Origin of the sequence: Acidovorax sacchari, assembly GCF_042847045.1 — a bacterium.
Taxonomy (GTDB): domain Bacteria; phylum Pseudomonadota; class Gammaproteobacteria; order Burkholderiales; family Burkholderiaceae_C; genus Paracidovorax; species Paracidovorax sacchari.
Map to the genome: position 1 here is coordinate 3,091,298 of NZ_AP035783.1, position 24,655 is coordinate 3,115,952.

Annotated in this window: 22 protein-coding genes and 1 pseudogene; 14 read left to right on the forward strand and 9 right to left on the reverse strand. The window is 67.5% G+C overall.

Going from position 1 to position 24,655, the window contains the following annotated elements:
- Positions 1 to 11: 11 nt before the first annotated feature.
- Positions 12 to 1,304, reverse strand: a complete 1,293-nt coding sequence (locus ACGHC0_RS13870; RefSeq protein ID WP_415265881.1) for an MFS transporter — start codon at positions 1,302 to 1,304, stop codon at positions 12 to 14.
- 38 nt (positions 1,305 to 1,342) lie between these two features.
- Positions 1,343 to 1,816: a MarR family winged helix-turn-helix transcriptional regulator gene (locus tag ACGHC0_RS13875; RefSeq protein ID WP_368351555.1), complete on the reverse strand. Its 474-nt coding sequence runs from the start codon at positions 1,814 to 1,816 to the stop codon at positions 1,343 to 1,345.
- Between the two features lie 89 nt (positions 1,817 to 1,905).
- On the opposite strand from ACGHC0_RS13875, the gene ACGHC0_RS13880 reads away from it, so the two are divergent.
- On the forward strand, positions 1,906 to 2,478 hold the full coding sequence (locus ACGHC0_RS13880; protein ID WP_415265882.1) for a PaaI family thioesterase: 573 nt from the start codon (positions 1,906 to 1,908) through the stop codon (positions 2,476 to 2,478).
- Between the two features lie 1,245 nt (positions 2,479 to 3,723).
- Here ACGHC0_RS13880 and ACGHC0_RS13885 read toward each other — a convergent pair.
- On the reverse strand, positions 3,724 to 4,395 hold the full coding sequence (locus tag ACGHC0_RS13885) for a hypothetical protein (RefSeq protein ID WP_415265883.1): 672 nt from the start codon (positions 4,393 to 4,395) through the stop codon (positions 3,724 to 3,726).
- A gap of 334 nt (positions 4,396 to 4,729) precedes the next feature.
- The gene (gene icd / locus ACGHC0_RS13890; protein ID WP_415265884.1) at positions 4,730 to 5,989 is read right to left on the reverse strand and encodes an NADP-dependent isocitrate dehydrogenase; all 1,260 of its coding nucleotides are present in this window, start codon (positions 5,987 to 5,989) and stop codon (positions 4,730 to 4,732) included.
- A gap of 200 nt (positions 5,990 to 6,189) precedes the next feature.
- Between icd and ACGHC0_RS13895 the strand changes: the two genes are divergently transcribed.
- Positions 6,190 to 6,399 (forward strand): hypothetical protein, encoded by a 210-nt coding sequence (locus tag ACGHC0_RS13895; protein WP_013595050.1) that lies wholly within the window; start codon positions 6,190 to 6,192, stop codon positions 6,397 to 6,399.
- Between the two features lie 132 nt (positions 6,400 to 6,531).
- Positions 6,532 to 7,020: a DUF192 domain-containing protein gene (locus ACGHC0_RS13900; protein WP_368351558.1), complete on the forward strand. Its 489-nt coding sequence runs from the start codon at positions 6,532 to 6,534 to the stop codon at positions 7,018 to 7,020.
- Positions 7,021 to 7,103: 83 nt separating this feature from the next.
- Here ACGHC0_RS13900 and ACGHC0_RS13905 read toward each other — a convergent pair whose 3' ends face one another.
- Both ACGHC0_RS13905 and xseA read right to left on the reverse strand, forming a co-directional pair.
- Positions 7,104 to 7,688, reverse strand: coding sequence for a superoxide dismutase (locus tag ACGHC0_RS13905; RefSeq protein ID WP_013595052.1), 585 nt, complete (start codon positions 7,686 to 7,688; stop codon positions 7,104 to 7,106).
- Positions 7,689 to 7,818: 130 nt separating this feature from the next.
- A complete protein-coding gene (xseA, locus tag ACGHC0_RS13910; RefSeq protein WP_415265885.1) occupies positions 7,819 to 9,132 on the reverse strand; it encodes an exodeoxyribonuclease VII large subunit in 1,314 nt (437 codons plus the stop codon).
- Positions 9,133 to 9,494: 362 nt separating this feature from the next.
- Between xseA and ACGHC0_RS13915 the strand changes: the two genes are divergently transcribed.
- From ACGHC0_RS13915 to adk, 6 genes are all read left to right on the forward strand, one after another.
- Positions 9,495 to 10,121, forward strand: a complete 627-nt coding sequence (locus tag ACGHC0_RS13915) for a MotA/TolQ/ExbB proton channel family protein (RefSeq protein WP_092834824.1) — start codon at positions 9,495 to 9,497, stop codon at positions 10,119 to 10,121.
- 7 nt (positions 10,122 to 10,128) lie between these two features.
- A complete protein-coding gene (locus ACGHC0_RS13920; RefSeq protein ID WP_415265886.1) occupies positions 10,129 to 10,554 on the forward strand; it encodes an ExbD/TolR family protein in 426 nt (141 codons plus the stop codon).
- Between the two features lie 5 nt (positions 10,555 to 10,559).
- Entirely contained in the window at positions 10,560 to 11,612 is a 1,053-nt protein-coding gene (gene lpxK, locus ACGHC0_RS13925) for a tetraacyldisaccharide 4'-kinase (RefSeq protein WP_415265887.1), read from the forward strand.
- Between the two features lie 35 nt (positions 11,613 to 11,647).
- Positions 11,648 to 11,830 carry a Trm112 family protein gene (locus ACGHC0_RS13930; RefSeq protein ID WP_013595057.1) on the forward strand — a complete coding sequence of 61 codons (183 nt, stop codon included), beginning with the start codon at positions 11,648 to 11,650 and terminating at the stop codon, positions 11,828 to 11,830.
- Positions 11,827 to 12,618, forward strand: coding sequence for a 3-deoxy-manno-octulosonate cytidylyltransferase (gene kdsB / locus ACGHC0_RS13935; RefSeq protein WP_368351562.1), 792 nt, complete (start codon positions 11,827 to 11,829; stop codon positions 12,616 to 12,618). Before ACGHC0_RS13930 ends, kdsB begins: the two co-directional genes overlap by 4 nt.
- Positions 12,619 to 12,773: 155 nt before the next feature.
- Positions 12,774 to 13,430: an adenylate kinase gene (gene adk, locus ACGHC0_RS13940; RefSeq protein ID WP_107129593.1), complete on the forward strand. Its 657-nt coding sequence runs from the start codon at positions 12,774 to 12,776 to the stop codon at positions 13,428 to 13,430.
- A gap of 86 nt (positions 13,431 to 13,516) precedes the next feature.
- Here the strand turns inward: adk and ACGHC0_RS13945 are convergent, their stop codons facing one another.
- Positions 13,517 to 14,503: an asparaginase gene (locus tag ACGHC0_RS13945; RefSeq protein WP_415265888.1), complete on the reverse strand. Its 987-nt coding sequence runs from the start codon at positions 14,501 to 14,503 to the stop codon at positions 13,517 to 13,519.
- Between the two features lie 105 nt (positions 14,504 to 14,608).
- On the opposite strand from ACGHC0_RS13945, the gene lexA reads away from it, so the two are divergent.
- Both lexA and ACGHC0_RS13955 read left to right on the forward strand, forming a co-directional pair.
- Entirely contained in the window at positions 14,609 to 15,283 is a 675-nt protein-coding gene (gene lexA, locus ACGHC0_RS13950; RefSeq protein WP_011795657.1) for a transcriptional repressor LexA, read from the forward strand.
- A 188-nt stretch (positions 15,284 to 15,471) separates the two neighbouring features.
- Positions 15,472 to 15,951 (forward strand): hypothetical protein, encoded by a 480-nt coding sequence (locus tag ACGHC0_RS13955; protein ID WP_415265889.1) that lies wholly within the window; start codon positions 15,472 to 15,474, stop codon positions 15,949 to 15,951.
- Between the two features lie 33 nt (positions 15,952 to 15,984).
- Here ACGHC0_RS13955 and hrpA read toward each other — a convergent pair whose 3' ends face one another.
- The gene (hrpA, locus tag ACGHC0_RS13960; protein ID WP_415265890.1) at positions 15,985 to 20,148 is read right to left on the reverse strand and encodes an ATP-dependent RNA helicase HrpA; all 4,164 of its coding nucleotides are present in this window, start codon (positions 20,146 to 20,148) and stop codon (positions 15,985 to 15,987) included.
- Between the two features lie 382 nt (positions 20,149 to 20,530).
- On the opposite strand from hrpA, the gene ACGHC0_RS13965 reads away from it, so the two are divergent.
- From ACGHC0_RS13965 to argA, 3 genes and pseudogenes are all read left to right on the forward strand, one after another.
- Positions 20,531 to 20,773: a hypothetical protein gene (locus ACGHC0_RS13965; RefSeq protein ID WP_208941407.1), complete on the forward strand. Its 243-nt coding sequence runs from the start codon at positions 20,531 to 20,533 to the stop codon at positions 20,771 to 20,773.
- A gap of 154 nt (positions 20,774 to 20,927) precedes the next feature.
- A pseudogene (locus ACGHC0_RS13970) lies at positions 20,928 to 22,231 on the forward strand (NAD(P)/FAD-dependent oxidoreductase).
- Positions 22,232 to 22,322: 91 nt separating this feature from the next.
- Positions 22,323 to 23,669, forward strand: a complete 1,347-nt coding sequence (argA, locus tag ACGHC0_RS13975) for an amino-acid N-acetyltransferase (protein ID WP_011795652.1) — start codon at positions 22,323 to 22,325, stop codon at positions 23,667 to 23,669.
- 18 nt (positions 23,670 to 23,687) lie between these two features.
- On the opposite strand, the gene bla is transcribed toward argA, so the two are convergent.
- Positions 23,688 to 24,614, reverse strand: coding sequence for a class A beta-lactamase (gene bla / locus ACGHC0_RS13980; protein WP_405045292.1), 927 nt, complete (start codon positions 24,612 to 24,614; stop codon positions 23,688 to 23,690).
- Between the last annotated feature and the right edge of the window lie 41 nt (positions 24,615 to 24,655).

Consider the following 24,655-nt stretch of genomic DNA (forward strand, 5'->3'; position numbering starts at 1 on the left):
CCGCGGCTGCGCTAGGCGCCTGGCCGCCGCGCTCCGGCCATTGCACGCGTCCGCCCGATCACCATCGCCATCCCTGCCGCCGCCAGGCAGGCCGCCCCCGCGCCATACAGCGCGGGCGTATAGGTCAGCAGCAGCGTGCGGGTCAGGCCCGCACCCCATGCGGCCGTGGCAGCGCCCAGCTGATGGGCTGCGAAAATCCAGCCGAAGACCAGGCCCACTTTCTGGGGACCGAAATGCTGCGCCGTGAGCTTGACCGTGGGCGGCACGGTGGCGATCCAGTCCAGGCCGTAGAACATGGCGAACAGGCCCAGGCCGTAGAAGGTGAACTCCGAATGCGGCAGCCAGAACAGCGACAGCCCGCGCAGCCCGTAGTACCAGAACAGCAGCTTGCGGTTGTCATGGCGGTCCGACAGCCAGCCCGACAGCACCGTCCCCACGAAGTCGAAGGCCCCCATCATGGCCAGTACCGACGCAGCCGGCACGGCCGACATCCCGCGGTCGCCGCAGAGCGAGATGAAGTGTGTCTGCACCAGGCCGTTGGTGGACAGGCCGCAGATGAAGAAGGTGCCCGCCAGCAGCCAGAACGTCCGGTGGCCCGCTGCTTCGGCCAGCACCCTGAACGGCGTGGCCAGCGTCATGGCCGAGGGCTGGACCGCACCCGCGGGCGCAGGCTCGCCGCCATAAGGCGCCAGGCCGACATCGGAGGGCCGGTCGCGCACCAGGGCGAAGACCAGGAGCGCGACCAGCGCGCCACCCGCGCACACGGGGACCGTGGCGGAGCGCCAGCCCCAGTGCTCGATCATCCAGGCCGCCATCGGCAGGAAGGCCAGTTGGCCCGTGGCCGCGCTGGCCGTGAGCACGCCGACGACCAGCCCCTTGCGCGCCACGAACCAGCGATTGGCGACCACGGCACCCAGCACCAGGGCCGTCAGCCCCGTACCGATGCCCAGCAGCAGGCTCCAGAGCACGAACAACTGCCACAGCTGCGTGGCCTGCGTGACCAGGGCCATGGCGGCGCCGACCAGCAGCAGCCCAGTCACCATGACGGCACGCAGGCCGAATCGCTCCATGAACACGGCGGCAAACGGGCCCAGCAGGCCGAACAGCGCAAAGCGCAATGCCAGGCTGCTCGATATCTGCTCGGTGCTCCAGCCGAACTCGCGCGAGAGCGGCTGGAGCATGGCGCCCGGCAGGCCCAGGGCGGCCGACATGGTCAGCATGGTCAGGAAGGTGACGGCCGCGACCAGCCAGCCATAGTGGATGCCATGCCGCTGCATCCAGCGTGCCGTGGGGGTGGAGAACATATCGGTTCCTTCCGGTGGGCGGATGTCTGTGTGGCAGGCTATTCGGACCGACGGGCCGCGCCTTCGCCGTCGCCATCGAGCAGGGCCAGGCATTCATCGATCAATCCATGCAGGGCCGCCACGCGCCCGGCACCCAGGCGCGCATTGAGTTCGCCTTGCGCGGCCTTCCAGCGCTGCTTGGCCTCCTCGCGCTTGATGCGGCCCGCCTCGGTGATGTGCACCAGGCGGCTGCGCTGGTCTTCGCCCTGGCCCATGCGCACCCAGCCCGCATCGACCAGCGGCTTGAGGTTGCGCGTCAGCGTCGAGGCATCCATGCGCATGAGCCGTGCGAGGTCCACGGGCCGCACGGGGCCGGCGGCCAGGACATGGCTCAGCAGCGTGTACTGCGTGATGCGCATGTCGGCGTCGTGAAGGTGGGCGTCATAGACCAGCCCCACGCTGCGCATGAGCTGGCGCACACGGTGGTTGGTGCAGCCCGAGGGCACGGAAGACGGGTCGCGGTTGCTCGGCATGGCTTTATTATTGCATATACAACCATTGTATATACAATTAAATACGTGCCGCCAGCCCGGTGGCCCGATCAAAAGGAAAGACCGACTCCATGGAGCAGCACACCCCACTTTCAGAGGGCGCCCCGCCGTCCGCCCTGCAGGCCTGGCTGGACGAGGAAAGCGCCGTCCGGGCCCGTCTCGATGCAGGTGCCGGTCCCGGCGTGGTGCGGCCGGAGCAGGCCGCGGGCCGCAGCGGACTGGAACTGATGCAGGCCATGCTGCGCGGCGAAGTCCCCTACCCACCCATCGCGCAGACGCTGGACTTCCTGCTGGTTGCCGTGGGCGAAGGCAGCGCCGTATTCCAGGGCAGGCCCGGCACGGCGCACCTGAACCCCATGAACGGCATACATGGCGGCTGGTTCGCCACGTTGCTGGATTCGGCGCTGGGATGCGCCGTCCACACCCGCATGCCGCCCGGGCGGGGATACACCACGGCCGAACTGAGCATCAACTTGGTCAAGGGCCTCACGCCGCGCGTGCCACGCGTGCGCGCCGAAGGCCGCGTGCTGCATTGCGGCCGCCAGCTCGCCACGGCCGAGGCACGCCTGGTGGGTGCGGACGGCACGCTGTATGCCCATGCCACCACCACGTGCCTGGTGTTCGACATGCCGGGGCCCCGCTGACTTCAGGGCTCCCGGAGACCCGCGAAGCAACGGCATGGCCGAAAGAAAGCTTCTTCATCCGATCCCGCCTAGCTGAATCGAAAGGCTCGGTAGAACGCCAGTGCGGCATGGCTGCGGCTTAGGCACTTGAGCTGATCGCGCCTGACTGGCCAGCCTGGCAGTGCGCGCAGCAGGGAACTGCCGACGCCGTTACGTAGGAGACCGGTGGCGACAAATAGGTGATGGACGAACTGGGTGGGTTCTCAAACCGATACAAAGCCCAGCAACTGGCCTGCTCTATCCTCGGCTACCAGCAGGAATTCGTCGCGGGCTTGAGCATCGAAGTCGTCCAGCACTAAGGTTTCGCGGCGAGTGGGCAGTAACAGTTCGCGCTGGACAGGAAGGTGGGCCGCGCTCGCGCCGCGTGTGCACACAAGTCGCATCGCTCTTATCTCGTGGCTATGGCGAACGACGGTGCACCCCCAAGGCAGACTCGCCACTACCAACCTTTTTCTCTAGCCTGTACGCAGATGATTTCAAATTCGAAGGCAATTTTTTCTATGGAGATTTTTTGATTCTCTCACATAACCATTTTACTCCGCTAATAGCAGACGCGGTTGACAAGCCAGGGTAAAGACGCTTGATTTCCTTCACGGCTTTTCCAACCGCCCCGGATGCAGCATGAGCTTTCAATTCCTCAGTAGCAATTACAGGATGACCTAAACCGATGGGCGCACCCTGCGGACTCCAGCCCCTCCAGTCCAGCGAGCGAGGGAAATGTCCCCACTTTTCATTTTCAAGACCGCAGACATAACCTCGAATAGAGTCATTGGTTAGATACGAACAGCTAGTGCATTTTCTCGGAACGAAGAGCGGCCTGGGGGGCTCCTTACCGGTCCTTTGAACTGGATCAGTTGGGCCAAGTACAGGGCATGGACCATAATCCAGCTGCTGATAGTCCTTAACAACATCAACAGCCCGAGTGCAGCCACCTTCGAATAGGAAATCACAGCTTCTACATTTAGCTGGAACCGCTCCGCGCAAGGTCAAGTGCACGAATGGCACTGGCTCCAAGCTGCCTTTTACTTTGCAAGCGGGGAATGAATTTCTATACATTGCATTACCCCCCAACCAGCGCGGTAGCAATTGATGCAGAAGACATAGCGATAGCTCACAGAAGCATGCAGAGGACTGCCAGACAGGGAGTCCGCATAAAACGATCGTTCAAGCTGGTTGCGCATGCACATACACTTGAATTAATTGTAGTCATGTCATCCATTCGCTTTTCAGACGTATCAGCTTCGACAGACAACTCGGGCAACCTTGCTGCACTCTCCAATCAGTCAGAAGCGTGCCAATACCGCCACATGACTGACAAGCCGAAGCCAAGGTTCGAGCAGTTTTTTCTTCCAGCCAAACAGGCAAAATACTTTCAACAGAAATCCATTCATTTACCTCGTTAGCCCCTTGGTTTACGGTATTTTTCTTGGGTTTCCAACTCAATATATTGGAACGCTTTGGGCCAAATACGGGATTGGGACGTTTATCGTAGGGGGCGATAGTTACTTTCACCCCAATTCTTGCAAGATCTTTGCTAATCAAGTGTGCCTGCGATTCCGCCAAAGATTCTTTGTAGACGAAAGGCAATTTAGATATTTTTCTGGCCACTTCTTCAATTTTCACTTCACGATCCATTTTATGTAGGCGAAGCATTAAAGATGCCTTGGATTGTGGAGGAAATTCTTCGACAGATACTCTGAAAATCTCGTAGAACTCTGGCCCTCGGTCTTCAAGGGCAACGATGATTTTATGCTGAATCGCGCAGCAACTGCAGATCGCCAACAGGACTCCCCCATATCCATCCGAGAAATCATGAAGATGATATCCACCAACTGAAAAATTTAGATTGCAATCCATGCATTCAAAATCGGAAACCATGGTTCATTACACTATTGCTAATTTTCCGTACACTGTGGGATGTGAGGCAGACGATAGACTGAAAAAAGACATACTGCTACAAGTTAAACTGGCTTAAAAACAGTTGGCAGACGCTTTACCGCAGAGATTGAAAATTTTTCCAAGCTGGGTGCTGGCTCCTGAGGACGATGACATGCACCAATGACTAACCGCACTGTTTGGCAGTACGCTCACTGCCGAAGGAGACAGGGCCCGAAAGCGCTTTTTCATTATCTCGCCCATAACGAAAAAGCCCTCGATCTCCAAGAAGATCGAGGGCTTGCGAGGCATCAGGCGACACCGCCGCGTGACAACCTTACATGTTGTCGATCATCACCTGGCCGAAGCCCGAGCAGCTCACCTGCGTCGCGCCTTCCATCAGGCGGGCGAAGTCGTACGTCACCTTCTTGCTCAGGATGGACTTCTCCATCGAGCTGATGATGATGTCGGCGGCTTCGGTCCAGCCCATGTGGCGCAGCATCATTTCGGCGGAGAGGATTTCGGAACCGGGGTTCACGTAGTCCTTGCCGGCGTACTTCGGTGCCGTGCCGTGCGTGGCTTCGAACATGGCGACGGAGTCGGACAGGTTGGCACCGGGGGCGATGCCGATGCCGCCGACCTGGGCTGCCAGCGCGTCGGAGACGTAATCGCCGTTGAGGTTCAGCGTGGCGATCACGCTGTACTCGGCGGGGCGCAGCAGGATCTGCTGCAGGAACGCATCGGCGATGCTGTCCTTGACCGTGATTTCCTTGCCGGTGCGCGGGTTCTTGAACTTCATCCACGGGCCGCCGTCGATGAGTTCGGCGCCGAATTCCTTGGCAGCCAGGTCGTAGGCCCAGTCACGGAAGCCGCCTTCCGTGAACTTCATGATGTTGCCCTTGTGGACGATGGTCACGCTGGGCTTGTCGTTGTCGATGGCGTACTGGATGGCCTTGCGCACCAGGCGCTGCGTGCCTTCCTTGGACACGGGCTTCACGCCGATGCCGGAGGTCTCGGGGAAGCGGATCTTCTTGACGCCGAACTCTTCCTGCAGGATCTTGATGAGCTTCTTCGCCTTGTCGGACTCGGCTTCGAACTCGATGCCGGCATAGATGTCTTCCGAGTTCTCGCGGAAGATCACCATGTTGGTCTTCTCGGGTTCCTTCACGGGCGAGGGAACGCCCTTGAAGTACTGGATGGGGCGCAGGCAGACGTAGAGGTCGAGCTCCTGGCGCAGGGCCACGTTCAGCGAGCGGATGCCGCCGCCCACGGGCGTCGTCAGCGGGCCCTTGATGGACACGACGTAGTCGCGCACGGCATGCAGGGTTTCTTCCGGCAGCCAGACGTCGGGGCCGTACACCTTCGTGGACTTCTCGCCGGCGAAGACTTCCATCCAGTGGATCTTGCGCTTGCCAACGTAGGCCTTGGCCACGGCAGCGTCCACCACTTTCAGCATCACGGGGGTGATGTCGAAGCCGGTACCGTCACCCTCGATGTAGGGAATGATGGGCTGGTCCGGCACGTTCAGGGACATGTCGGCATTGACGGTGATCTTCTGGCCTTCGGCAGGGACCTTGATGTGCTGGTAGCTGGTCATGGAACGGTTATCTCCGGTGGAATGGCGTCCGGGGCGGTGCCCGGCCGGCCTGTGCGACAGGCACAAAACGCAATGATTTTAGCGATAAAAATTTGTAGGTCCTGTCTGTCAACGCCCCGGGCTGCGGTATCGTTGTGTCAGGGCTTCGCGGGCCTACGCGGGGCTCGCAAACCTTCCGAAACTCTCAAGGAAACGGCCAAATGAAAAAACTCCTCGCTGTCCTGATCGCCGGTCTGTTCACCGCCGGCGCTTTCGCCCAGGCTCCGGCCCAGGCCCCCGCCACGACGTCCGCCCCCATGGCCGCCGATACCGCCGCCCCCGCTCCCACCGCCCAGGCCAAGAAGGCCGGCAAGGGTGCCAAGCACAAGACCGCCCACAAGAAGAGCAAGAAGCACAAGGCTGCCGCCTGAGGGTTGCCTTCTCCCGTGCAACGGGGATGACCGCCCTGGCGCCGTCCCCGCTCCGAAGCCCGCTTTACGCGGGCTTTGCTTTTGGCTGATAGGCTTTGGAACAGCCCTTTCCCAATGGATGCCCCACCCGCCATGAACCACGCTCTTTCGTACGGACCGACGCCCCGCGCCCTTCGCCGCCTGGCGGCTTCGCTGGCCCTCGCCGCGGCCTGTTTCGGCACGGCCCAGGCCCAGGAGGGGCCGCAACTCGACCTGCAGCGGGTGGACCTGGCTGCCGGCATGCACCGCATCGACGCGCAGCTGGCGGTGACGCCCCAGGAGCGCGAAACCGGTCTCATGCACCGCAAGGACATGCCCTCCAACGAAGGCATGCTGTTCGTGTTCTCGGTGCCGGCCGTGCAGTGCTTCTGGATGAAGAACACCCTGCTGCCGCTCACCGCCGCCTTCGTCGCGGACGACGGCACCATCGTCAACCTGGCGGACATGAAACCGCAGACGCTGGATTCCCACTGCTCCGACAAGCCCGTGCGCTTCGTGCTGGAGATGAACCAGGGGTGGTTCGCCAGGCGCGGGATCAAGCCGGGCTCGAAGCTGTCCGGCGCACCGTTCGCCAGGCGCTGACGCGTCGGCCCCTGCGAACGCACAAAAAAAAACGGCCCGCCAGGGCCGTTTTTTCATGGAGCCCGGCAGGCCGGGCCGCGGGATCAGCCCGCGAAATTGCTTTCCGCGAACTTCCAGTTCACCAGCTTGTCGAGGAAGGTTTCGACGAACTTCGGGCGCAGGTTGCGGTAGTCGATGTAGTAGGCGTGCTCCCAGACGTCCACGGTCAGCAGGGCCTTGTCGGCGGTGGTCAGGGGCGTGCCGGCGGCACCGGTGTTCACGATGTCCACGCTGCCGTCCGCCTTCTTCACCAGCCAGGTCCAGCCGGAGCCGAAGTTGCCCACGGCGCTCTTCACGAAGGCTTCCTTGAAGGCGGCATAGCTGCCCCACTTCGCCTTGATGGCATCGGCCAGCGCGCCGGAGGGCTCGCCGCCGCCATTGGGGGCCATGCAGTTCCAGAAGAAGGTGTGGTTCCAGATCTGGGCTGCGTTGTTGTAGATGCCGCCGCTGGACTTCTTGATGATCTCCTCGAGGGGCATGTTCTCGAATTCGGTGCCCTTCTGGAGGTTGTTGAGGTTCACCACGTAGGCATTGTGGTGCTTGCCATGGTGGTACTCCAGGGTCTCCTGGCTGTAGTGCGGGGCCAGGGCATCGATGGCGTAAGGCAGCGGTGGCAGGGTATGTTCCATGTGCGGTCCTCGTGGGTGGTTGGTGATTCTTGCGTGTGCGACGCCGCGATGTGACATGCGACGCAACAGGGCGGCATTGTAGGAAGTTAATCGTGCCCGCGTTGTAGGCGACGGCGCAGATCGCCGGGACTCAGAGCAGGCGTGGAGCAGCCACCGTGAGATCGATCTCGCCGTCCGATACGGCGGCGCGCACGGCGTCCCCGGCGCGTACCTGGGCGGTGCGGGTCACGGGCAGGCCTTCGCTGTCGGTGAGCAGTGCGTAGCCGCGCTGGAGCACGAGGCGCGGGTCCAGCAGCTCCAGGCGCAATGCCGCATGGTCCAGCCGCTGGGCCTGCCGGGCCACGCCCTGCGCCACGGCCTTGGGCAAACGGTCCGCCAGGCCGTCCTGCCGCTGGGCGGACCGCTGGGCCGTCCAGGCCGCGCCGTGGCGCAGCTGCTGCGCGAGGCGCGCGAGACGCAGTTCCTGCCGCGCGACCAGCCCCGAAGGACGTCCCAGGCGCTGGGCTGCCATGTCCAGCCGCTGGTGGCGCCCGTCGATCTGGCGCTGCAGGCTGTCCGAGAGGCGGCCGGCCAGCGCGTCCATGCCCGCCAGCCAGGTGGCCTGGGGCTGCGCGACCAGTTCGGCCGCGGCCGTGGGAGTCGGGGCCCGCAGGTCGGCGCAGAAGTCGGCGATGGTGAAATCCGTCTCATGGCCCACACCGGACACCACCGGCACCGGGCTCTGCACCAGCGTGCGGGCGACCTGCTCGTCGTTGAAGGCCCACAGGTCCTCGATGGAGCCGCCGCCGCGCACCAGCAGGATCACGTCCACCGGCGGATGCCCTTCGCCGTCGCCGGACGGTTCGGCCATGCGGTAGAGCACGCGCAGTGCGGCGCAGATCGACGCCGGCGCGGCCGCACCCTGCACCAGGGCCGGGGCCAGCACCACGGGCAGGTGCGGGACACGCCGCCGCAGGGCGGTCACCACGTCGTGGAGCGCGGCAGCGCCCGGCGAGGTGACCAGCCCGATCGAGCGGGGCATGACCGGCAGGCCGCGCTTGCGGGCGGAGTCGAAGAGGCCTTCCGACTCCAGCCGGGCCTTGAGCCTCAGGAACTGCTCGAACAGCGCCCCCTGCCCGGCACGTTGCAGGCTCTCGACGATGAGCTGCAGGTCACCCCGGGCTTCGTAAACCGCCAGCCGCCCCCGCAGCTCGACCATTTCCCCGTCCCGCGGCGTGCCGTCGAGCAGCATGGCTGCGCGACGGAACATGGCACAGCGGATCTGTCCCTGGCCGTCCTTGATGGAGAAGTAGCAATGCCCGCTGGAGGCCCGCGAGAAGCCCGTGATCTCCCCGCGCACCGCGACAGGATTGAACCGTGCCTCCAGCGCATCAGCAACGGCGCGGCACAGCGCCCCGACGTCCCAGATCCGCGGCGCCGTTGCTGGGTCCGGCCGCTCAAACATCGGCGCCGCCGGGGTTTGCGGGGAGCACGCCCGCCCCAATAGTCCACAAGCCGCACGGAGCAGCGCAAGGGCTGGAAGCGTCGGCCGGATGTGCGCGCAAGCCACGAAATTCCGTGCAACCTGTTGATTTACAACGATTTTTTGCTGCGCAATTTTTCATCAATCTGTCAAAGTCACGATTTGGCGCCATGTAGAAGGTGTTACACACCCGGTTGCCCACAAAGTTATCCACAGAAAATGTGGGTGGCTGTGAAAAACGACGCCTATGCGGCCGGTGAGCCCGGCCGATGCCTCCGCAGCCGCCGGACCGCCATGGCACTGGGCCATAATCGCGGACTGCTTCCATCTGCGCGGAGAGAGAATTGCTGTCGATCATACAAGCCGCAGGCTGGCCGATCTGGCCCCTCATAGCCTGCTCCATCCTGGCGCTGGCACTGGTGGCGGAGCGCTTCGTCGCCCTGAAAACCGCCAAGGTCGCCCCGCCGAAGCTGCTGGACGAGGCCATCTCCGTTTCCTCGCGTGGACTGCCCACGCCCGACGTGGTGAACCAGCTGTCGCAGAACTCCGCCCTGGGCGAAGTGCTGGCCAGCGGGCTGCGCACGCTCAACAGCCATCCCCAGAGCAGCGAGGCGGATGTCCGGGCCGCCATGGAAGGCACGGGCCGCGCCGTGGCGCAGCGGCTCGAGAAGTACCTCAACGCCCTGGCCACCATCGCCTCGGCCGCTCCGCTGCTCGGCCTGCTCGGCACCGTGATCGGCATGATCGAGATCTTCGGCTCGCAAGGGTCGTCCGCCACGGGCCAGGGCAATCCGGCCCAGCTGGCTCACGGGATCTCCATCGCGCTCTACAACACGGCCTTCGGCCTGATCGTCGCCATCCCGACGCTGATCTTCTGGAGGTATTTCCGCAGCCGCGTGGACGCCTACCTGCTCACGCTGGAGCTCGCCTCCGAGCAGTTCGTCCGCCATCTCCTGCGCCTGCGCAAGTGAGCGCGCGATGAATTTCCGCCCCCGCCCCAAGGAAGAGCCGGAGATCAACCTGATCCCGTTCATCGACGTGCTGCTCGTGATCCTCATCTTCCTGATGCTCTCGACCACGTACAGCAAGTTCACCGAACTGCAGCTCACGCTCCCGGTGGCGGATGCCGAGCAGCAGCGTGACCACCCCAGGGAAGTGATCGTCGCGGTGGCCGCCGACGGGCGTTATGCCGTCAACAAGGCCGCCGTGGAAGGCAAGGGCGTGGAAGCGATCGCGCAGGCCCTCGGGGCCGCCGCGCAGGCCGGGCGCGACAGCGTGGTGATCATCAGCGCCGACGCCAGCGCGCCCCACCAGGCCGTGATTTCCGTGATGGAAGCCGCGCGCCGCGTGGGCCTGTCGCAGATCACCTTCGCCACGCAATCGTCCGCCAGCGCGGGCCGCTGACCCGCATGGCGCAGCCACGCCGTGGCGGGCCGGCACCGCACGGGATGCCGTCCTCCTCGGCGGGAGGACTGCAGCGGGCATGGCGCCACCGCGGCGCGGTCGCCTGGATGCTGGCGCCCGTTTCCCTCCTCTACGGCGCACTGGCCGCCATGCGCCGGCTGCTGTATGAACGGCGCGTTCTGCGGGCGGAGCGCATGCCGGTTCCCGTGGTCGTGGTGGGCAATGTCGTGGCCGGTGGCGCCGGCAAGACCCCCGTGACCCAGGCCGTCGTGCACGCGCTGCGGCAGCGCGGCTGGCATCCGGGCGTGGTCTCCCGGGGGTACGGGCGCAGCACTTCCGACTGCCGCGAGGTATTGGCGGACAGCAACGCCGCCGAGTCCGGTGACGAGCCGCTGCTGATCGTGCGCTCCACCGGTGTGCCGGTATTCGTCGCGCCGCGCCGTGCGCAGGCGGCCCGTGCCCTGCTCGAGCGCCATCCGCGGACCGACGTGCTCGTCTGCGACGACGGCCTGCAGCACTGGGCGCTGGCGCGGGACGTGGAACTGTGCGTATTCAACGAGGAAGGCATCGGCAACGGATGGCTGCTGCCCGCGGGTCCGCTGCGCGAGCGCTGGCCGCGGCATGTGGACGCCATACTGCATGCGGGGCCGGCGCCGGAGGGGGCGGACCGCGCGCCCATGGGGGTGTTCGCCCTGCGTAGATCGCTGGCCTCCCATGCGGTGGACGCCAGCGGACGCACCACGCCGCTGTCGAGCCTGCGCGGAGTGCCGGTGCATGCCGTGGCCGCGATCGCCCGGCCCGCCGCATTCTTCGCCATGCTGCGCGACCAAGGGCTGGCCCTGGAGAAGGCGAGCGCCCTGCCCGACCATGCCGACTTTTCGGATTGGCATGCGGCCACGCCACCCGACATGCCGCTGGTCTGCACCGAGAAAGATGCCGCCAAGCTGTGGCACACGCACCCCGAGGCGCTGGCGGTACCGCTGGTGGTGGACATCGCGCCGGCCTTCTTCGACCGGCTGAATGCGCGGCTGCAGGCGCTGCGCCAGCCCTCGCTATGATCGGGCTCCATTTTCCCGAACTTGCTTGCCACGCCATGGATCCCAAACTGCTCGAACTGCTGGTCTGCCCGGTCACCAAAGGTCCCCTGACCTACGACCGCGAGCGCGACGAACTGGTGTCGCGCAGCGCACGCCTCGCGTACCCGGTGCGCGACGGCATTCCGGTCCTCCTGGAAACCGAGGCCCGCACGCTGACCGACGCGGAGCTGGAGGCGTGAGCGGCCCGGCCGCGTCCGCTGGCTTCACCGTCCTGATTCCCGCCCGGCTGGCATCGACCCGACTCCCCGACAAGCCGCTGGCGGATATCGGCGGCGTCCCGATGGTCGTGCGGGTGGCGCAGCAGGCCGCCCGCAGCGCGGCCGCCCGCGTGGTCGTGGCGGCCGACCACCCCCGCATCCTGGAAGCCTGTGCGGCGCACGGGGTGCAGGCCGTCGCGACGCGCGCGGACCATCCCAGCGGCAGCGACCGGCTGGCCGAAGCCTGCATGCTGCTCGGGCTGGCCGACGACGACGTGGTGGTGAACGTGCAGGGCGACGAGCCGCTGATCGCACCAGCCCTCATCGACGCGGTCGCCAGCCTGTTGCCGGCCCGCCCCGAAGCGGACATGGGCACGGCAGCGCATGCCATCCATGCGCTGGAGGACTTCGCCAATCCCAACGTGGTGAAAGTGGTGCTCGACGCCCGCGGCCTCGCGCACTATTTCAGCCGGGCACCGATTCCGCATGCGCGCGGCCACGCGGACACGGCATGGTGGCAGGGCGGGCTCGCGGGCGTGCCTGCGGGCTTTGCGCCGCTGCGCCATATCGGCATCTACAGCTACCGGGCAGCTTTCGTGCGGGCGTTTTCCGCGCTGCCGCCGGCCCCCACGGAAGCCCTGGAAGCGCTGGAGCAATTGCGCGCCCTGTGGCACGGACACCGCATTGCAGTGCATGTGGCGGACACCGCGCCAGGGCCGGGCGTGGACACGCCGGAAGACCTCGAACGGGTGCGCTCGCTGCTGCGCTGAAACCGCACGCCGCATGCCGTCACGATGGTGTCGCGGCTGTCAGGCTGACGGAAGGACCCGCATGCTATCCTTGCCCGCGATTGAAGCGCCACCCCGGGCCTACGGCAAGCCCCGGGCTTCCGGCGCTGGCTGATTTCAACACTTAGAGGACCTCCATGAGACTGATTCTTTTGGGCGCGCCCGGCGCCGGGAAGGGCACGCAAGCCGCGTTCATCTGCCAGAAATACGGCATTCCGCAGATCTCCACCGGCGATATGCTGCGCGCCGCCGTGAAGGCCGGCACGCCGCTGGGACAGCAGGCCAAGGCCGTCATGGATGCCGGCAAGCTGGTGAGCGACGACCTCATCATCAATCTCGTGAAGGACCGCATCGCCCAGCCGGACTGCGCCAAGGGCTTCCTCTTCGACGGCTTTCCGCGCACCATTCCCCAGGCCGATGCCATGAAGGCAGCGGGCGTCAAGCTCGACTACGTGCTGGAGATCGACGTGCCGTTCGATGCCATCATCGAGCGCATGAGCGGCCGCCGCTCGCACCCGGCCAGCGGCCGCACCTACCATGTGAAGTTCAACCCACCCAAGGTGGAAGGCAAGGACGACGTCACCGGCGAGGACCTGATCCAGCGCGAGGACGACAAGGAAGACACGGTGAAGAAGCGCCTGGAGGTGTACAGCGCGCAGACGCGCCCGCTCGTGGAGTACTACTCCACCTGGGCGAAGAACGATCCGGCCCATGCCCCCAAGTACCGCGCCATCAGCGGTACCGGCACGGTCGAGGAAATCACCCAGCGCGCGCTGGCCGCCCTGGCGGACTGAGCGCCTGGCACAGGGACGGCGCCTGGCCGGCCCGTGATCGACGCCGCCCTCCGGGCGGCGTTTTCGTTTCCGGGCTGGGGGGCGCCCTAGGCCCGTGGCTGCGCCAGCCGCTCCAGCAGCAGTTCCACCCGCGCCTTCACCACGCTCAGCCCCTGGGCGGCGGGCAGCGTGTCGCCAGGACGGGGCAGCAGCTGGCCCAGGGGGCACCGCGTGGCCACCCGCACGGCCACGCCAGCGGCCTGTGCCCGCTCCAGCGCGGCCTGCAGATGGCGATGCAGCGTGCCGTTGCCGGTGGCGGCCACGGCCAGCCCGTGCACCCCGTCGGCCACCAGCAGATCCACAACGCGTCCGGTCGCGCCCGCATGCGACAACACGACTTCGACGCGCGGCCACTCCGCGCCGCTGCGCAGCGCCTTCAGCGCCGCGGCAGCTTCGGCCGATGATCCGGAGGATTCCGCCGCGGGCCATCCGGCGGCGAGCCGCACGCGCCCCTCCTCCACCCAGCCCAGGGGGCCCGCCTCGCCGGACGCGAAGGCATTCAGCCGGTAAGGATGCACCTTCTGTACCCGCTGCGCCCCGTGCACCTCCCCGGCGGCCACTGCCACGACCCCGCGCGCGCCCGGCGTGGCGGCCACGGCGACGGCGTCGAGCAGGTTCTGCGGTCCATCGGGCGCCAGCGCGGTGGCCGGGCGCATCGCAGAGACGAGCACCACGGGCTTGTCCCGCGCTCCCGCGAGCACGCGGTGGAGAAACCACGCGGTCTCCTCGAGGGTATCGGTGCCGTGCGTGACCACCACGGCACGCACACCGGGATCCGCCAGTGCGTCCTCGCAGCGCAGGGCCAGCGCACGCCATACGGCCCCGTCCATGTCCTTGCTGTCGATCTGCGCGACCTGTTCAGCCTCCAGCCGCGCGCCGCCGGCGGCGCGCGCCAGTCCGGGCACTGCTGCCAGCAACTGGTCGATGCCGACCTGCGCGGCGGTGTAGCCGATGTTGTCTTCCGCGTTTCCGGCCGTACCGGCGATGGTTCCACCGGTGCCCAGCACCAGGATTTTTCCTGCAACCACTTGCATTGCCTTTGAAAACTGTTTAAAAATACAGTGACTGGATCGATCCACAGGTGAATCGATCCGCCCAGCGCCCGTCCGGCGCGATCTTCCTTCACTGGAGTGCCCCGCATGCTCGACAGCCCCAAGCTCACTGCCCGCCAACAGCAGATCCTGGATCTCATCCAGACCGCCATTGCACGCACCGGAGCGCCCCCCACCCGGGCGGAAATCGCCGCGGAGTTCGGCTTCAAGTCCGCCAATGCGGCCGAAGAGCACCTGCAGGCACTGGCACGCAAGGGCGTCATCGAACTGGTGAGCGGCACGTCGCGTGGCATCCGGCTGCGCGGCGAGGCCGTGCGGTCCATCAATGCGGCCCGCGGCACCCAGTTCCACCTGCCCATTCCCGGCATCTCGCAACTCATGCTGCCGCTCATCGGCCGCGTCGCCGCAGGTTCACCGATTCTCGCCGAGGAACACGTGGACCAGACCTACAGCGTGGAAGGCAGCCTCTTCCAGCACAAGCCCGACTACCTGCTCAAGGTCCGGGGCATGTCCATGCGCGATGCCGGCATCATGGATGGCGACCTGCTCGCCGTGCAGTCCACCCGCGAGGCGCGCAATGGCCAGATCATCGTCGCCCGCCTGGGTGACGAAGTCACCGTCAAGCGCCTGCGGCGCACCGCGGGTGCCATCGAGCTGCTGCCCGAGAACCCCGACTATCCCATCATCACCGTGCAGCCCGGCGAATCGTTCGAGATCGAGGGGCTGGCCGTAGGCCTCATCCGCAACACCATGCTGATGTAGCCGGCTGCGGGCCGTCCGGCGCATGGCGCCGGAGCACGGTTCGCGCCCTGTTTCCCCGTTTGGCGTTGCCCAGGTGGCGGGCGTCTGGCTTTCCTCTTCGTGTGGATGGTCAACCCTGCGGCATCGCCCTGCCCGTCTAAAGCCAATCCTGCCAGTGTTCAACCCATTCTGACCGCTGGAGTTTTTCCATGGCAAAGGCTTTGCTCGATCTCGCCACCCTCTCGTCCTGCCTGCAGCCGCTGCACGGCCTCGTCCGCTGGCTGCGGGGCACTTCCTCGGGGAATGCGTCCGTCCGCCCCGCCACACGTTCGCGCTGGCCGGATTGTCCGGCCCACGGTCGCGGGGCATCCGACACGTCCATGGCCGACCACCACCCCTCCGACGGCCCGCCAGCCGCTACGGTCCATGGCAGCGCAAAGGCCGGTGCCGCCGCATCCGTGGCACTGCCTGCAGATGCCTCCACCGCACTGCACTCGATCGCGGTGGAGCGCCCCGCGCGCGCGCCGGCCGGCAGCCAGCGCACCTGCGCGGCGCGGGTGCCGGGCGCAGTGCGGGTGGTGCAGCGCCGGCAGGCGGGTACGCCGGAGCGCTTCGTGATCTCCGGGCGCATGGCCGATGTGCGGGCGGAACTGGAGCGCTGGGCCGCCGCGGAAGCCGTGCTGCAATGATCTGCAGCGCGCGGCACCCGGCCGCCCGCCGCGTCAGCTGTTGATCTGTGCCCAGAGCTTGTCCAGGCGCTTCACGCTCACGGGTTGCGGCGTGCGGAGTTCCTGGGCGAAGAAGCTCACCCGCAGTTCCTCCAGCAGCCAGCGGAACTCCTGCATGCGCGCATCCACCTGCCCCTTGCGCTCGGCCACGAGCCGCCAGTAGCGCTGCTCCTGGGGGCGCAGTTCCGCGAGCCGCGTGGCGTCGCGTGCAGGATCGGCGCGCACCTTGTCCAGGCGCAGGGTGATGGCCTTCAGGTAGCGAGGGAAGTGCGCAAGCTGCGACCAGGGCGCCACCGCCAGGAAGTTCTTCGGAATGAGCCTTTGCAGTTGCTGCTGCGCGTCCTGGGTGGCCTCGGGTGCACCTTTCGTATCCTTGATCTTGCGCGCCGCCGCGGCGTATTCGAGCAGGATCGCACCGGCCAGCCGCGCGACCTCGTTGGCGATCAGCGTAAGCCGCCCCCGGCCTTCCTGCACGCGGCGCTGGAAGTCTGCCTCGGTCGTGGGCAGGGGGTCGACCAGGAAAGCGCGGTCCAGCGCGACGTCGATGATCTGCGCGCGCAACTCTTCCTGCGTGCCCAGCGGCATGTAGGCGACCGCCATCTTCTGCATGTCCGGGATGTTCTTTTCCAGGTACTTGAGCGCATCCTTGATCTGCAGCGCGAACAGCCGGCGCAAGCCCGCGCGGTGGCGCGCTGCGGCCACCCCGGGTTCGTCGAACACCTCGATGGTCACCGCATCGCCGCCATCGATGAGCGCCGGGAAGCCGATGAGCGTCTGCCCGCCCTTGCGGATTTCCATCAGCTCGGGCAGTTCGCCGAAGGTCCAGGCCGTGTAGCGCTGGCCCGCCGGCACGGCTGCCGGTGCGGGCGCAGCCGCCGGGCCGGCACTGGCCGGTTTGCCGGCAGCGGAAGCCGCACGGCCATCCGCGTGCCTGCCATGCGCCTCCCCCTGGCCGGCCCGGGCAGCGGGGACGTCCCCGGCAGGCGCCGCGCTGCGCTCGGCATCCGTGGCAGCCCCCCCGAGCTTGAGCCCCGCCAGGGCCTGGAACGCGCCCCGGGCCTTGGCGCCCCATTCGGCCTTGAGTGCGCCCAGATTGCGCCCCTGGCCGAGCTGCCGGCCATCCTCGTGCACCACGCGGAAGTTCATGAACAGGTGCGGGCTCAGCATGTCGAGCTTGAAATCCGCCCGCTTCACGTCGAGCGAGGTCTCGTCACGCACCTGCTTGAGCAGCACGTCCACCAAGCTGCCCTGCCCGAAGCGCTCGGGCGTGCCCAGCAGTTCGGCCAGGCGCGCAGCGTTGTCCGGCAAGGGCACGAAGCGGCTGCGCGGGCGCTGCGGCAGGCTCTTGAGCAGTGCCTGGATCTTGTCCTTGAGCATGCCCGGCACCAGCCATTCGCAGCGCTCTTCGCTGACCTGGTTGAGCACGAAGAGCGGCACCGTGACGGTGACGCCATCGCGCGGATCGCCGGGTTCGTGCAGGTAGGTGGCCGCGCAGTCCACGCCGCCCAGCCGCACCACGCGCGGGAAGGCGCTGGTGGTGATGCCGGCGGCCTCGTGGCGCATCAGCTCATCGCGCGTGAGCTTGAGCAGGTCCGGCTTCACGCGGCTGGCCTCGCGGTACCAGGATTCGAAATCGGCGCCGGTGCAGATGTCGGCGGGCACCTGCTGGTCGTAGAAGGCGTAGATGAGCTCTTCGTCCACCAGCACGTCCTGGCGCCGCGACTTGTGCTCCAGCTCCTCCACCTTGGCGATCAGCTTGCGGTTGGCCGTCAGGAACGGCAGGCGCCGCTCCCAGTCCTGCGGCCACTGGTCGCCCACCAGCGCCTCGCGCAGGAAGATTTCCCGGGCGGTGCGCGGGTCCACCTTGCCGAAATTCACGCGGCGGTTGTTGTAGATGACGATGCCGTAGAGCGTGGCGCGCTCCAGCGCCGTCACCTGCGCGGCCTTGCGCTCCCAGTGCGGGTCCAACATCTGCTTCTTGAGCAGGTGGCCGCCCATCTCCTCGATCCACTGCGGCTCGATGGCAGCGATGCCGCGCCCGAAGAGGCGCGTGGTCTCCACCAGTTCCGCCGCCACGATCCAGCGCCCGGGCTTCTTCGACAGGTGCGCCCCGGGATGCTTGTAGAACTTGATGCCGCGCGCGCCGAGGTACCAGTCTTCCTCCTCGCTCTTCACGCCGATGTTGCCCAGCAGCCCGGCGAGCATGGAGCGGTGGATCTGCTCGTAGCTGGCCGGCTGGGTGTTGAGGCGCCAGCGGTGCTCGGTGACCACGGTGAGCAATTGCGTGTGGATGTCGCGCCATTCGCGCAGGCGCCGCACGCTGATGAAGTTCTGGCGCAGCAGCGATTCGTACTGCCGGTTGCTGAGCTTGTGGGTGGGTGCGGAGGCCGGCACGGACGCCGCGGCGGCCACTGCGGGCGCGGCTGCGTCGGCACTGCCGCGTGCCTGGCGCTGCGCCACGGGCAGCACGGCCTGCGAGGGTGCCCCCTTGCGCGCGGCATCGCGCTGCGCCCGTGCCGACGGCAGGCTCGGCGCGCCGCCGCGGGCCTCGTTGATCCACTTCCAGAGCTTGAGGTAGCCGCTGAATTCGCTCTTCTCGTCGTCGAACTTGGCATGGGCCTGGTCGGCCTGCTGCTGGGCTTCGAGCGGCCGGTCCCGCACGTCCTGCACCGACAGGGCCGAGGCGATCACCAGCACTTCGTCCAGTGCCTGGCGGTCGCGCGCCTCGAGAATCATGCGGCCCACGCGCGGGTCGAGCGGCAGTCGCGAGAGTTCCACGCCCATGGGCGTGAGTTCATTGGCATCGTCCACCGCGCCCAGTTCGGCCAGCAGCTGGTAGCCGTCGGCGATCGCGCGGCCCGAGGGTGCCTCGATGAACGGGAACTGCGCCACGTCGCCCAGGTGCAGCGACTTCATGCGCAGGATCACACCGGCCAGCGAGGAGCGCAGGATTTCCGGGTCGGTGAAGCGCGGCCGGCTGTTGAAGTCGGGCTCGTCGTAGAGCCGGATGCAGATGCCGTTGGCCACGCGGCCGCAGCGGCCCGCCCGCTGGTTGGCTGCCGCCTGGCTCACGGGCTCGATCAGCAGTTGCTCGACCTTGCTGCGAAAGCTGTAGCGCTTCACGCGCGCGGTGCCGGCGTCGATCACGTAGCGGATGCCCGGCACCGTGAGCGATGTCTCGGCCACGTTGGTGGCCAGCACGATGCGGCGGCCGGTGTGGCCTTCGAAGATGCGGTCCTGCTCGGCCTGCGAGAGGCGCGCGAACAGCGGCAGCACTTCGGCGCCGCGCATCACCGGCTGGTGGGCCAGGTGCTTGCGCAGGTGGTCGGCCGCCTCGCGGATCTCGCGCTCGCCCGGCAGGAAGACCAGGATGTCGCCCGCGGCGTTGCCCGCCCAGAGCTCGTCCACGCCGTCGGAGATGGCTTCGTTCAAGCCGTAGTCGCGGCTTTCCTCGAAGGGCCGGTACCGCTGCTCCACCGGGAAGGTGCGGCCGGACACGTAGATGACGGGTGCAGGCCCCTTCGCCGACTCGAAGTGCTTCGCGAACCGCTCGGCATCGATGGTGGCCGAGGTGACCACGATTTTCAGGTCGGGCCGGCGCGGCAGGATCTGGCGGAGGTAGCCGAGCAGGAAGTCGATGTTCAGGCTGCGCTCGTGCGCCTCGTCGATGATGATCGTGTCGTAGGCCGTCAGCAGCGGGTCGGTCTGCGTCTCGGCGAGCAGGATGCCGTCCGTCATGAGCTTGACGGAGGCATCGCGCGACAGGCGGTCCTGGAAGCGCACCTTGTAGCCCACGACGTCGCCGAGCGGCGTCTGCAGCTCTTCGGCGATGCGCTTGGCAACGCTGCTGGCCGCGATCCGCCGCGGCTGCGTATGGCCGATCAGGCGGCCCTTCTCGCCCGGCCTGGCGTTGCATTTGCCGCGGCCGAGCGCCAGCGCGATCTTGGGCAGCTGCGTGGTCTTGCCCGAGCCGGTCTCGCCGCAGACGATGATGACCTGGTGGGCCTGCATCGCGGCCATGATCTCTTCGCGCTTGCCCGAGACCGGCAGGCCGGGCGGGAACTCGATGCGCAGCGGTGCGGCCGGGGCCTCACGGCGTGGCGGTGCGGACGGGGCGGGCTGGGGGATGGGGGATTTCGGGGGCGCGGAACCTGTCATAGAGACCCGCATTATCCGAACGATCCGTTGGCGTGGTGCAACGCAGGCCATCCGGCAGCCTTGCGTGCACGCGGCGGCACCGGAGAAAATCCGCAGCGCCGCTTGCGCCGGCCTGGCCCAGGCCCGCCTCCGGCACGCATCCGCCCCATTTCGCCACGGCAACGAGCAACCTTGCCGCGGTGCCCCACAGGACAGGAGCTTTCCCCATGACCCTTTCGTTCCACCGCATCGACTGACCACGGTTCCCCACGCCCCGGCTGGACCGTGTGTTCCGTTTCACACACCGTCCGGCACGAGGCCGCGCTGCCCTCCCATGGAGTGGCAGGCACGCGAAGCCCCGGCCGTCCAGCCGGGGCTTTTTTCGTTGTGAGGAACCGCACGCATGAGTGCACAGAAACGCTCCCGCGCCTACGAGGCAGGCCGGGTGAAGGCATTGCGCCGCATGAAGCAGCCGATCGCGCTGCATGTCGAGGCCAGCGCGCCGCCCCGCAACCCCGTCGCGCGCGCCCTGGCGGCGCGCAGCCTGGGGGGCGGCGGAGGACGCCACATCCGCAGCCAGGGCGCTCAGCGCCGCGCCGACCGCATGGCGTTGCAGCAAGCACTGCGCCGCGGCTGGGACGGCTGAAGCCCCGTGCGCCGCCGTCCTGCCCTTGCACGGCGGCGGCGCCCCACCGATTCCGTGGACAATGGCAGCACCGGGACGCCCATCGGTCCCTGCCCGCGCCGCGATGCCCATCCCCCTCTCCCCTGATTTCTCTCCCTCGTCATCTGCATCTCCGGTGCCGGCCCGGGCCGACCGGCGGCGCCATGTCGCCGTGATCGGCGCAGGCATCGTGGGCACGGCGTGCGCGATCGAAATCCTGCGCACCGGCCGCTCCGTGACGCTGCTCGATCCCCATGCACCCGGCGGGCCGGAAGCCACGAGCTACGGCAACGCGGGCTGGCTGTCGTCGCATTCCATCCTTCCCCCCTCGGGCCCGGGCATGTGGAAACAGCTGCCAGGCTACCTGCTGGACCCGCAGGGCCCGCTCACCGTGCGCTGGGGCTACCTGCCCCGCGCCCTGCCCTGGCTCTGGCGCTTCCTGCGCTCCGGGCGCACGCCGGGCCGGGTGGCCCGCACCGCGCATGCGCTGCGCCAACTGCTGCGGGACGCGCCTGCGCTGCACGCGCGGCTGGCAGCTGAAGCCGGCGTGCCGCATCTGGTCGCGCAGCGGGGCCTGCTGCATGTCTATCGCTCGCGCGCGGACTTCGAGGCCGACGCGCTCGGCTGGCGCCTGCGCGGCGAGGAAGGGATCGCCTTCCGGACGCTGGAAGCCGGCGGGCTGCGCGCGCAGGAGCCCGAACTGGCCCCGGAGTACGGCTTCGGCGTGCGGGTTGACGAGGCGGGCCACTGCGCGAACCCGGGCGCCTATCTGGAGGCCCTGGCCGCGCATGCCCAGTCACTGGGTGCGCGCCGCGTCGCCGCACGCGCCACCGGCCTGCGCATCGCATCCGGCCGCCTGGCCGCCATCCGGACCGACGCAGGCGACGTGCCCTGCGATGCCGCGGTGATCGCAGCCGGCGCCTACTCCCGCCCCTTGCGCGCGACGCAGGGGACCGGGTGTGGCTGGATACCGAACGCGGCTACCACGCGATGCTGGACGTGCGTGCCCTGCCGGGCGAGGCACCGCCTCCCGGACCGCGCACCTCCACCATGGTGATGGACCGCAAGCTCATCGTCCACCAGATGGCGCATGGCCTGCGCGTGGCGGGCCAGGTGGAGATCGCCGGACTGCAGGCCGCGCCGGACTGGCGCCGCGCGCGCATCCTGCTGGAGCATCTGTTCGCGCTCTACCCCGCCCTGCAGCGCCCAGCACTGGAAAGTGGCGCCCGGTTCTGGATGGGCCGTCGCCCGAGCACCAGCGACGGCCTGCCCTGCATCGGCCCCGCGGCCGGCTGCGCGGACGTGGTCCACGCCTACGGGCACGGCCATGTCGGACTGGGCTCGTCGGCGCGCACGGGCCGCGTGGTGGCGCAACTGCTGGACGGCTGCCCGCCGGAGATCGATATCGCGCCTTTCAGCCCCGGGCGCTGGCGACGATAATCCGGCGCGCACCGCACGGCGCCCGCCTCCCCGACAACCACCGCCTGCCCGACCGCGCAGGCTCCCGGCCCCGCCCCTTCATCTTTCCGCCATGTCCGCTGTCTTCAATTTCACCTTCGTGCCCTGGTTCCGGTCGGTGGCGCCCTACATCCACAAGTTCCGCCACCAGACCTTCGTGATCGCGCTCACGGGCGAGGCCATCGCGGCAGGCAAGCTGCAGGCGATCGCGCAGGACCTGGCGATGATCCAGGCCATGGGCGTGAAGATCGTGCTGGTGCATGGCTTCCGGCCACAGGTGAACGAACAATTGGCGGCCAAGGGGCATGCGGCGCGTTATTCGCACGGCATCCGCATCACGGATTCCGTGGCACTGGACTGCGCACAGGAAGCGGCCGGGCAACTGCGCTACGAGATCGAGGCCGCATTCAGCCAGGGCCTGCCCAATACCCCGATGGCGGGCTCCACCGTGCGCGTGATCTCGGGCAACTTCATCACCGCGCGCCCCGTGGGCATCGTGGACGGCGTGGATTTCAAGCATTCGGGGCTAGTGCGCAAGGTGGACGTGGCGGGCATCCGCCGTTCGCTGGAGATGGACGCGCTGGTGCTGATCTCGCCCTTCGGCTTCTCGCCCACCGGCGAGGCTTTCAACCTCACGATGGAGGAAGTGGCGACATCCGTTTCCATCGCGCTCAAGGCGGACAAGCTCGTCTTCGTCTGCGAGGTGCCGGGCATTCGCACCGACCCCGACCAGCCCGAGAGCGAGGACAACCCCATCGATACCGAACTGCCACTGGCGCAGGCACGGCAGATGCTGGCCCGCGTGCCCCCGGGCCAGAAGCCGACGGACACGGCCTTCTACCTGCAGCACTGCGTGAAGGCCTGCCAGAACGGCGTGGAGCGCAGCCACATCATTCCGTTCGCGGTGGACGGCGCGCTGCTGCTGGAAATCTACGTGCACGACGGCATCGGCACCATGGTGGTGGACGAAAAGCTCGAGGAACTGCGCGAGGCCACGCCGGACGACGTGGGCGGCATCCTGCAACTCATCGAGCCGTTCGAGAAGGACGGCACGCTGGTCAAGCGCGACCGCACCGAGATCGAGCGCGATGTCGCCAACTACACCATCATCGAGCACGACGGCGTGATCTTCGGCTGCGCCGCGCTCTACCCGTATCCGGAAGCCGGCACCGCCGAGATGGCCGCCGTCACGGTGTCGCCGCAGAGCCAGGGCACGGGCGACGGGGAAAAGCTGCTCAAGCGCATCGAGCAGCGCGCCCGCGCGATGGGCCTGAAGAGCCTGTTCGTGCTCACCACCCGCACGATGCACTGGTTCATCAAGCGCGGCTTCCAGCCGGTGGATCCGGACTGGCTGCCCGAGGCCCGCAAGAAGAAATACAACTGGGACCGCCGCAGCCAGGTCCTGGTGAAGACGCTCTGAGGTCTTCCAGGGGGATGGTCAGCCCCTGACCGCGGGGGCTGCGCCCTCCAGGGCCCAGCGTGCGGCCAGCGTGCCGACCCGGGCGATCGCGGCATCGCGCCGCTCCGCGGGCGCCGGGCTGCCCGTCAGGTAGCAGCTCACCATCACCGCACTGCGGTCCGGCGGCCAGAACAGGCCGGCGTCGTTGCTGGTCCCGCGCGGACCGGTGCCCGTTTTCTCGCCGATGCGCCAGCCATCCGGCATGCCGGCCCGCAGGCGCCGGTCGCCTGTGCGGTTGCCCACGAGCCAGGCGAGCATCCGCGCGCGCGCCGCGGCGGAAAGCGCCTCCCCCTGGGTGACGGCCCACACGGTGTGGGCCATGGCACGGGGCGTGGTGGTATCGCGCACCTCCCCGGGGGGCACATCGTTGAGCCCGGGCTCCATGCGGTCCAGCCGGGTCTGTGTGTCGCCCAGCGACCGCAGCCAGGCCGTGAGTTCGAGTGGCCCGCCCTGCGTGCCCAGCAGCAGGTTGGCGGCCGTGTTGTCGCTGAGCGTGACGGCCGCCTCGCACAGCTGCTCCACGGTCATGCCATCGCCGTCCGCATGGCGCTCCGTCGCCGGCGAATATTCCACCAGGTCGGATTGGCGGTAGCTGATGCGGCGGTCCAGCCGTTCCTGCCCCTGGTCCACGCGCCGCAGCACGTGCGCCGCGAGCAGCAGCTTGAACGTGCTGCACAGGGGAAACCGTTCGTCGCCCCGGTGCGCGTCCTGGCGCCCGGTGGCCATGTCGAGCAGCGCCACCCCCAGGCGTCCTCCCACGGACGCTTCGACCTCCTGCACCGCGCGGGCGAATGCGCCCGCAGCGGACCCCATGGATTTCTTGCCCTCGGCCCACGCGTCGGGCACCCACGGGGCCGCTGCCCCACACACCGCCGCCACCATCCACGTCCGTCTCAGCACCGCCATTTCGTCGCTCCATTGTTGAACAATGGCCGCAACGATATCGG

What these genes read in the sequence shown, in the direction of transcription:
- ACGHC0_RS13945 (WP_415265888.1), bottom strand. Translation starts at nt 14,503, where the DNA reads ATGCAAGTGGTTGCAGGAAAAATCCTGGTGCTGGGCACCGGTGGAACC.
- ACGHC0_RS13885 (WP_415265883.1), bottom strand. Translation starts at nt 4,395, where the DNA reads ATGGTTTCCGATTTTGAATGCATGGATTGCAATCTAAATTTTTCAGTT.
- icd (WP_415265884.1), bottom strand. Translation starts at nt 5,989, where the DNA reads ATGACCAGCTACCAGCACATCAAGGTCCCTGCCGAAGGCCAGAAGATC.
- adk (WP_107129593.1), top strand. Translation starts at nt 12,774, where the DNA reads ATGAGACTGATTCTTTTGGGCGCGCCCGGCGCCGGGAAGGGCACGCAA.
- ACGHC0_RS13920 (WP_415265886.1), top strand. Translation starts at nt 10,129, where the DNA reads ATGAATTTCCGCCCCCGCCCCAAGGAAGAGCCGGAGATCAACCTGATC.
- ACGHC0_RS13870 (WP_415265881.1), bottom strand. Translation starts at nt 1,304, where the DNA reads ATGTTCTCCACCCCCACGGCACGCTGGATGCAGCGGCATGGCATCCAC.
- xseA (WP_415265885.1), bottom strand. Translation starts at nt 9,132, where the DNA reads ATGTTTGAGCGGCCGGACCCAGCAACGGCGCCGCGGATCTGGGACGTC.
- argA (WP_011795652.1), top strand. Translation starts at nt 22,323, where the DNA reads ATGTCCGCTGTCTTCAATTTCACCTTCGTGCCCTGGTTCCGGTCGGTG.
- hrpA (WP_415265890.1), bottom strand. Translation starts at nt 20,148, where the DNA reads ATGACAGGTTCCGCGCCCCCGAAATCCCCCATCCCCCAGCCCGCCCCG.
- ACGHC0_RS13965 (WP_208941407.1), top strand. Translation starts at nt 20,531, where the DNA reads ATGAGTGCACAGAAACGCTCCCGCGCCTACGAGGCAGGCCGGGTGAAG.
- lexA (WP_011795657.1), top strand. Translation starts at nt 14,609, where the DNA reads ATGCTCGACAGCCCCAAGCTCACTGCCCGCCAACAGCAGATCCTGGAT.
- ACGHC0_RS13880 (WP_415265882.1), top strand. Translation starts at nt 1,906, where the DNA reads ATGGAGCAGCACACCCCACTTTCAGAGGGCGCCCCGCCGTCCGCCCTG.
- ACGHC0_RS13905 (WP_013595052.1), bottom strand. Translation starts at nt 7,688, where the DNA reads ATGGAACATACCCTGCCACCGCTGCCTTACGCCATCGATGCCCTGGCC.
- ACGHC0_RS13930 (WP_013595057.1), top strand. Translation starts at nt 11,648, where the DNA reads ATGGATCCCAAACTGCTCGAACTGCTGGTCTGCCCGGTCACCAAAGGT.
- ACGHC0_RS13955 (WP_415265889.1), top strand. Translation starts at nt 15,472, where the DNA reads ATGGCAAAGGCTTTGCTCGATCTCGCCACCCTCTCGTCCTGCCTGCAG.
- ACGHC0_RS13900 (WP_368351558.1), top strand. Translation starts at nt 6,532, where the DNA reads ATGAACCACGCTCTTTCGTACGGACCGACGCCCCGCGCCCTTCGCCGC.
- ACGHC0_RS13875 (WP_368351555.1), bottom strand. Translation starts at nt 1,816, where the DNA reads ATGCCGAGCAACCGCGACCCGTCTTCCGTGCCCTCGGGCTGCACCAAC.
- ACGHC0_RS13895 (WP_013595050.1), top strand. Translation starts at nt 6,190, where the DNA reads ATGAAAAAACTCCTCGCTGTCCTGATCGCCGGTCTGTTCACCGCCGGC.
- lpxK (WP_415265887.1), top strand. Translation starts at nt 10,560, where the DNA reads ATGGCGCAGCCACGCCGTGGCGGGCCGGCACCGCACGGGATGCCGTCC.
- bla (WP_405045292.1), bottom strand. Translation starts at nt 24,614, where the DNA reads ATGGCGGTGCTGAGACGGACGTGGATGGTGGCGGCGGTGTGTGGGGCA.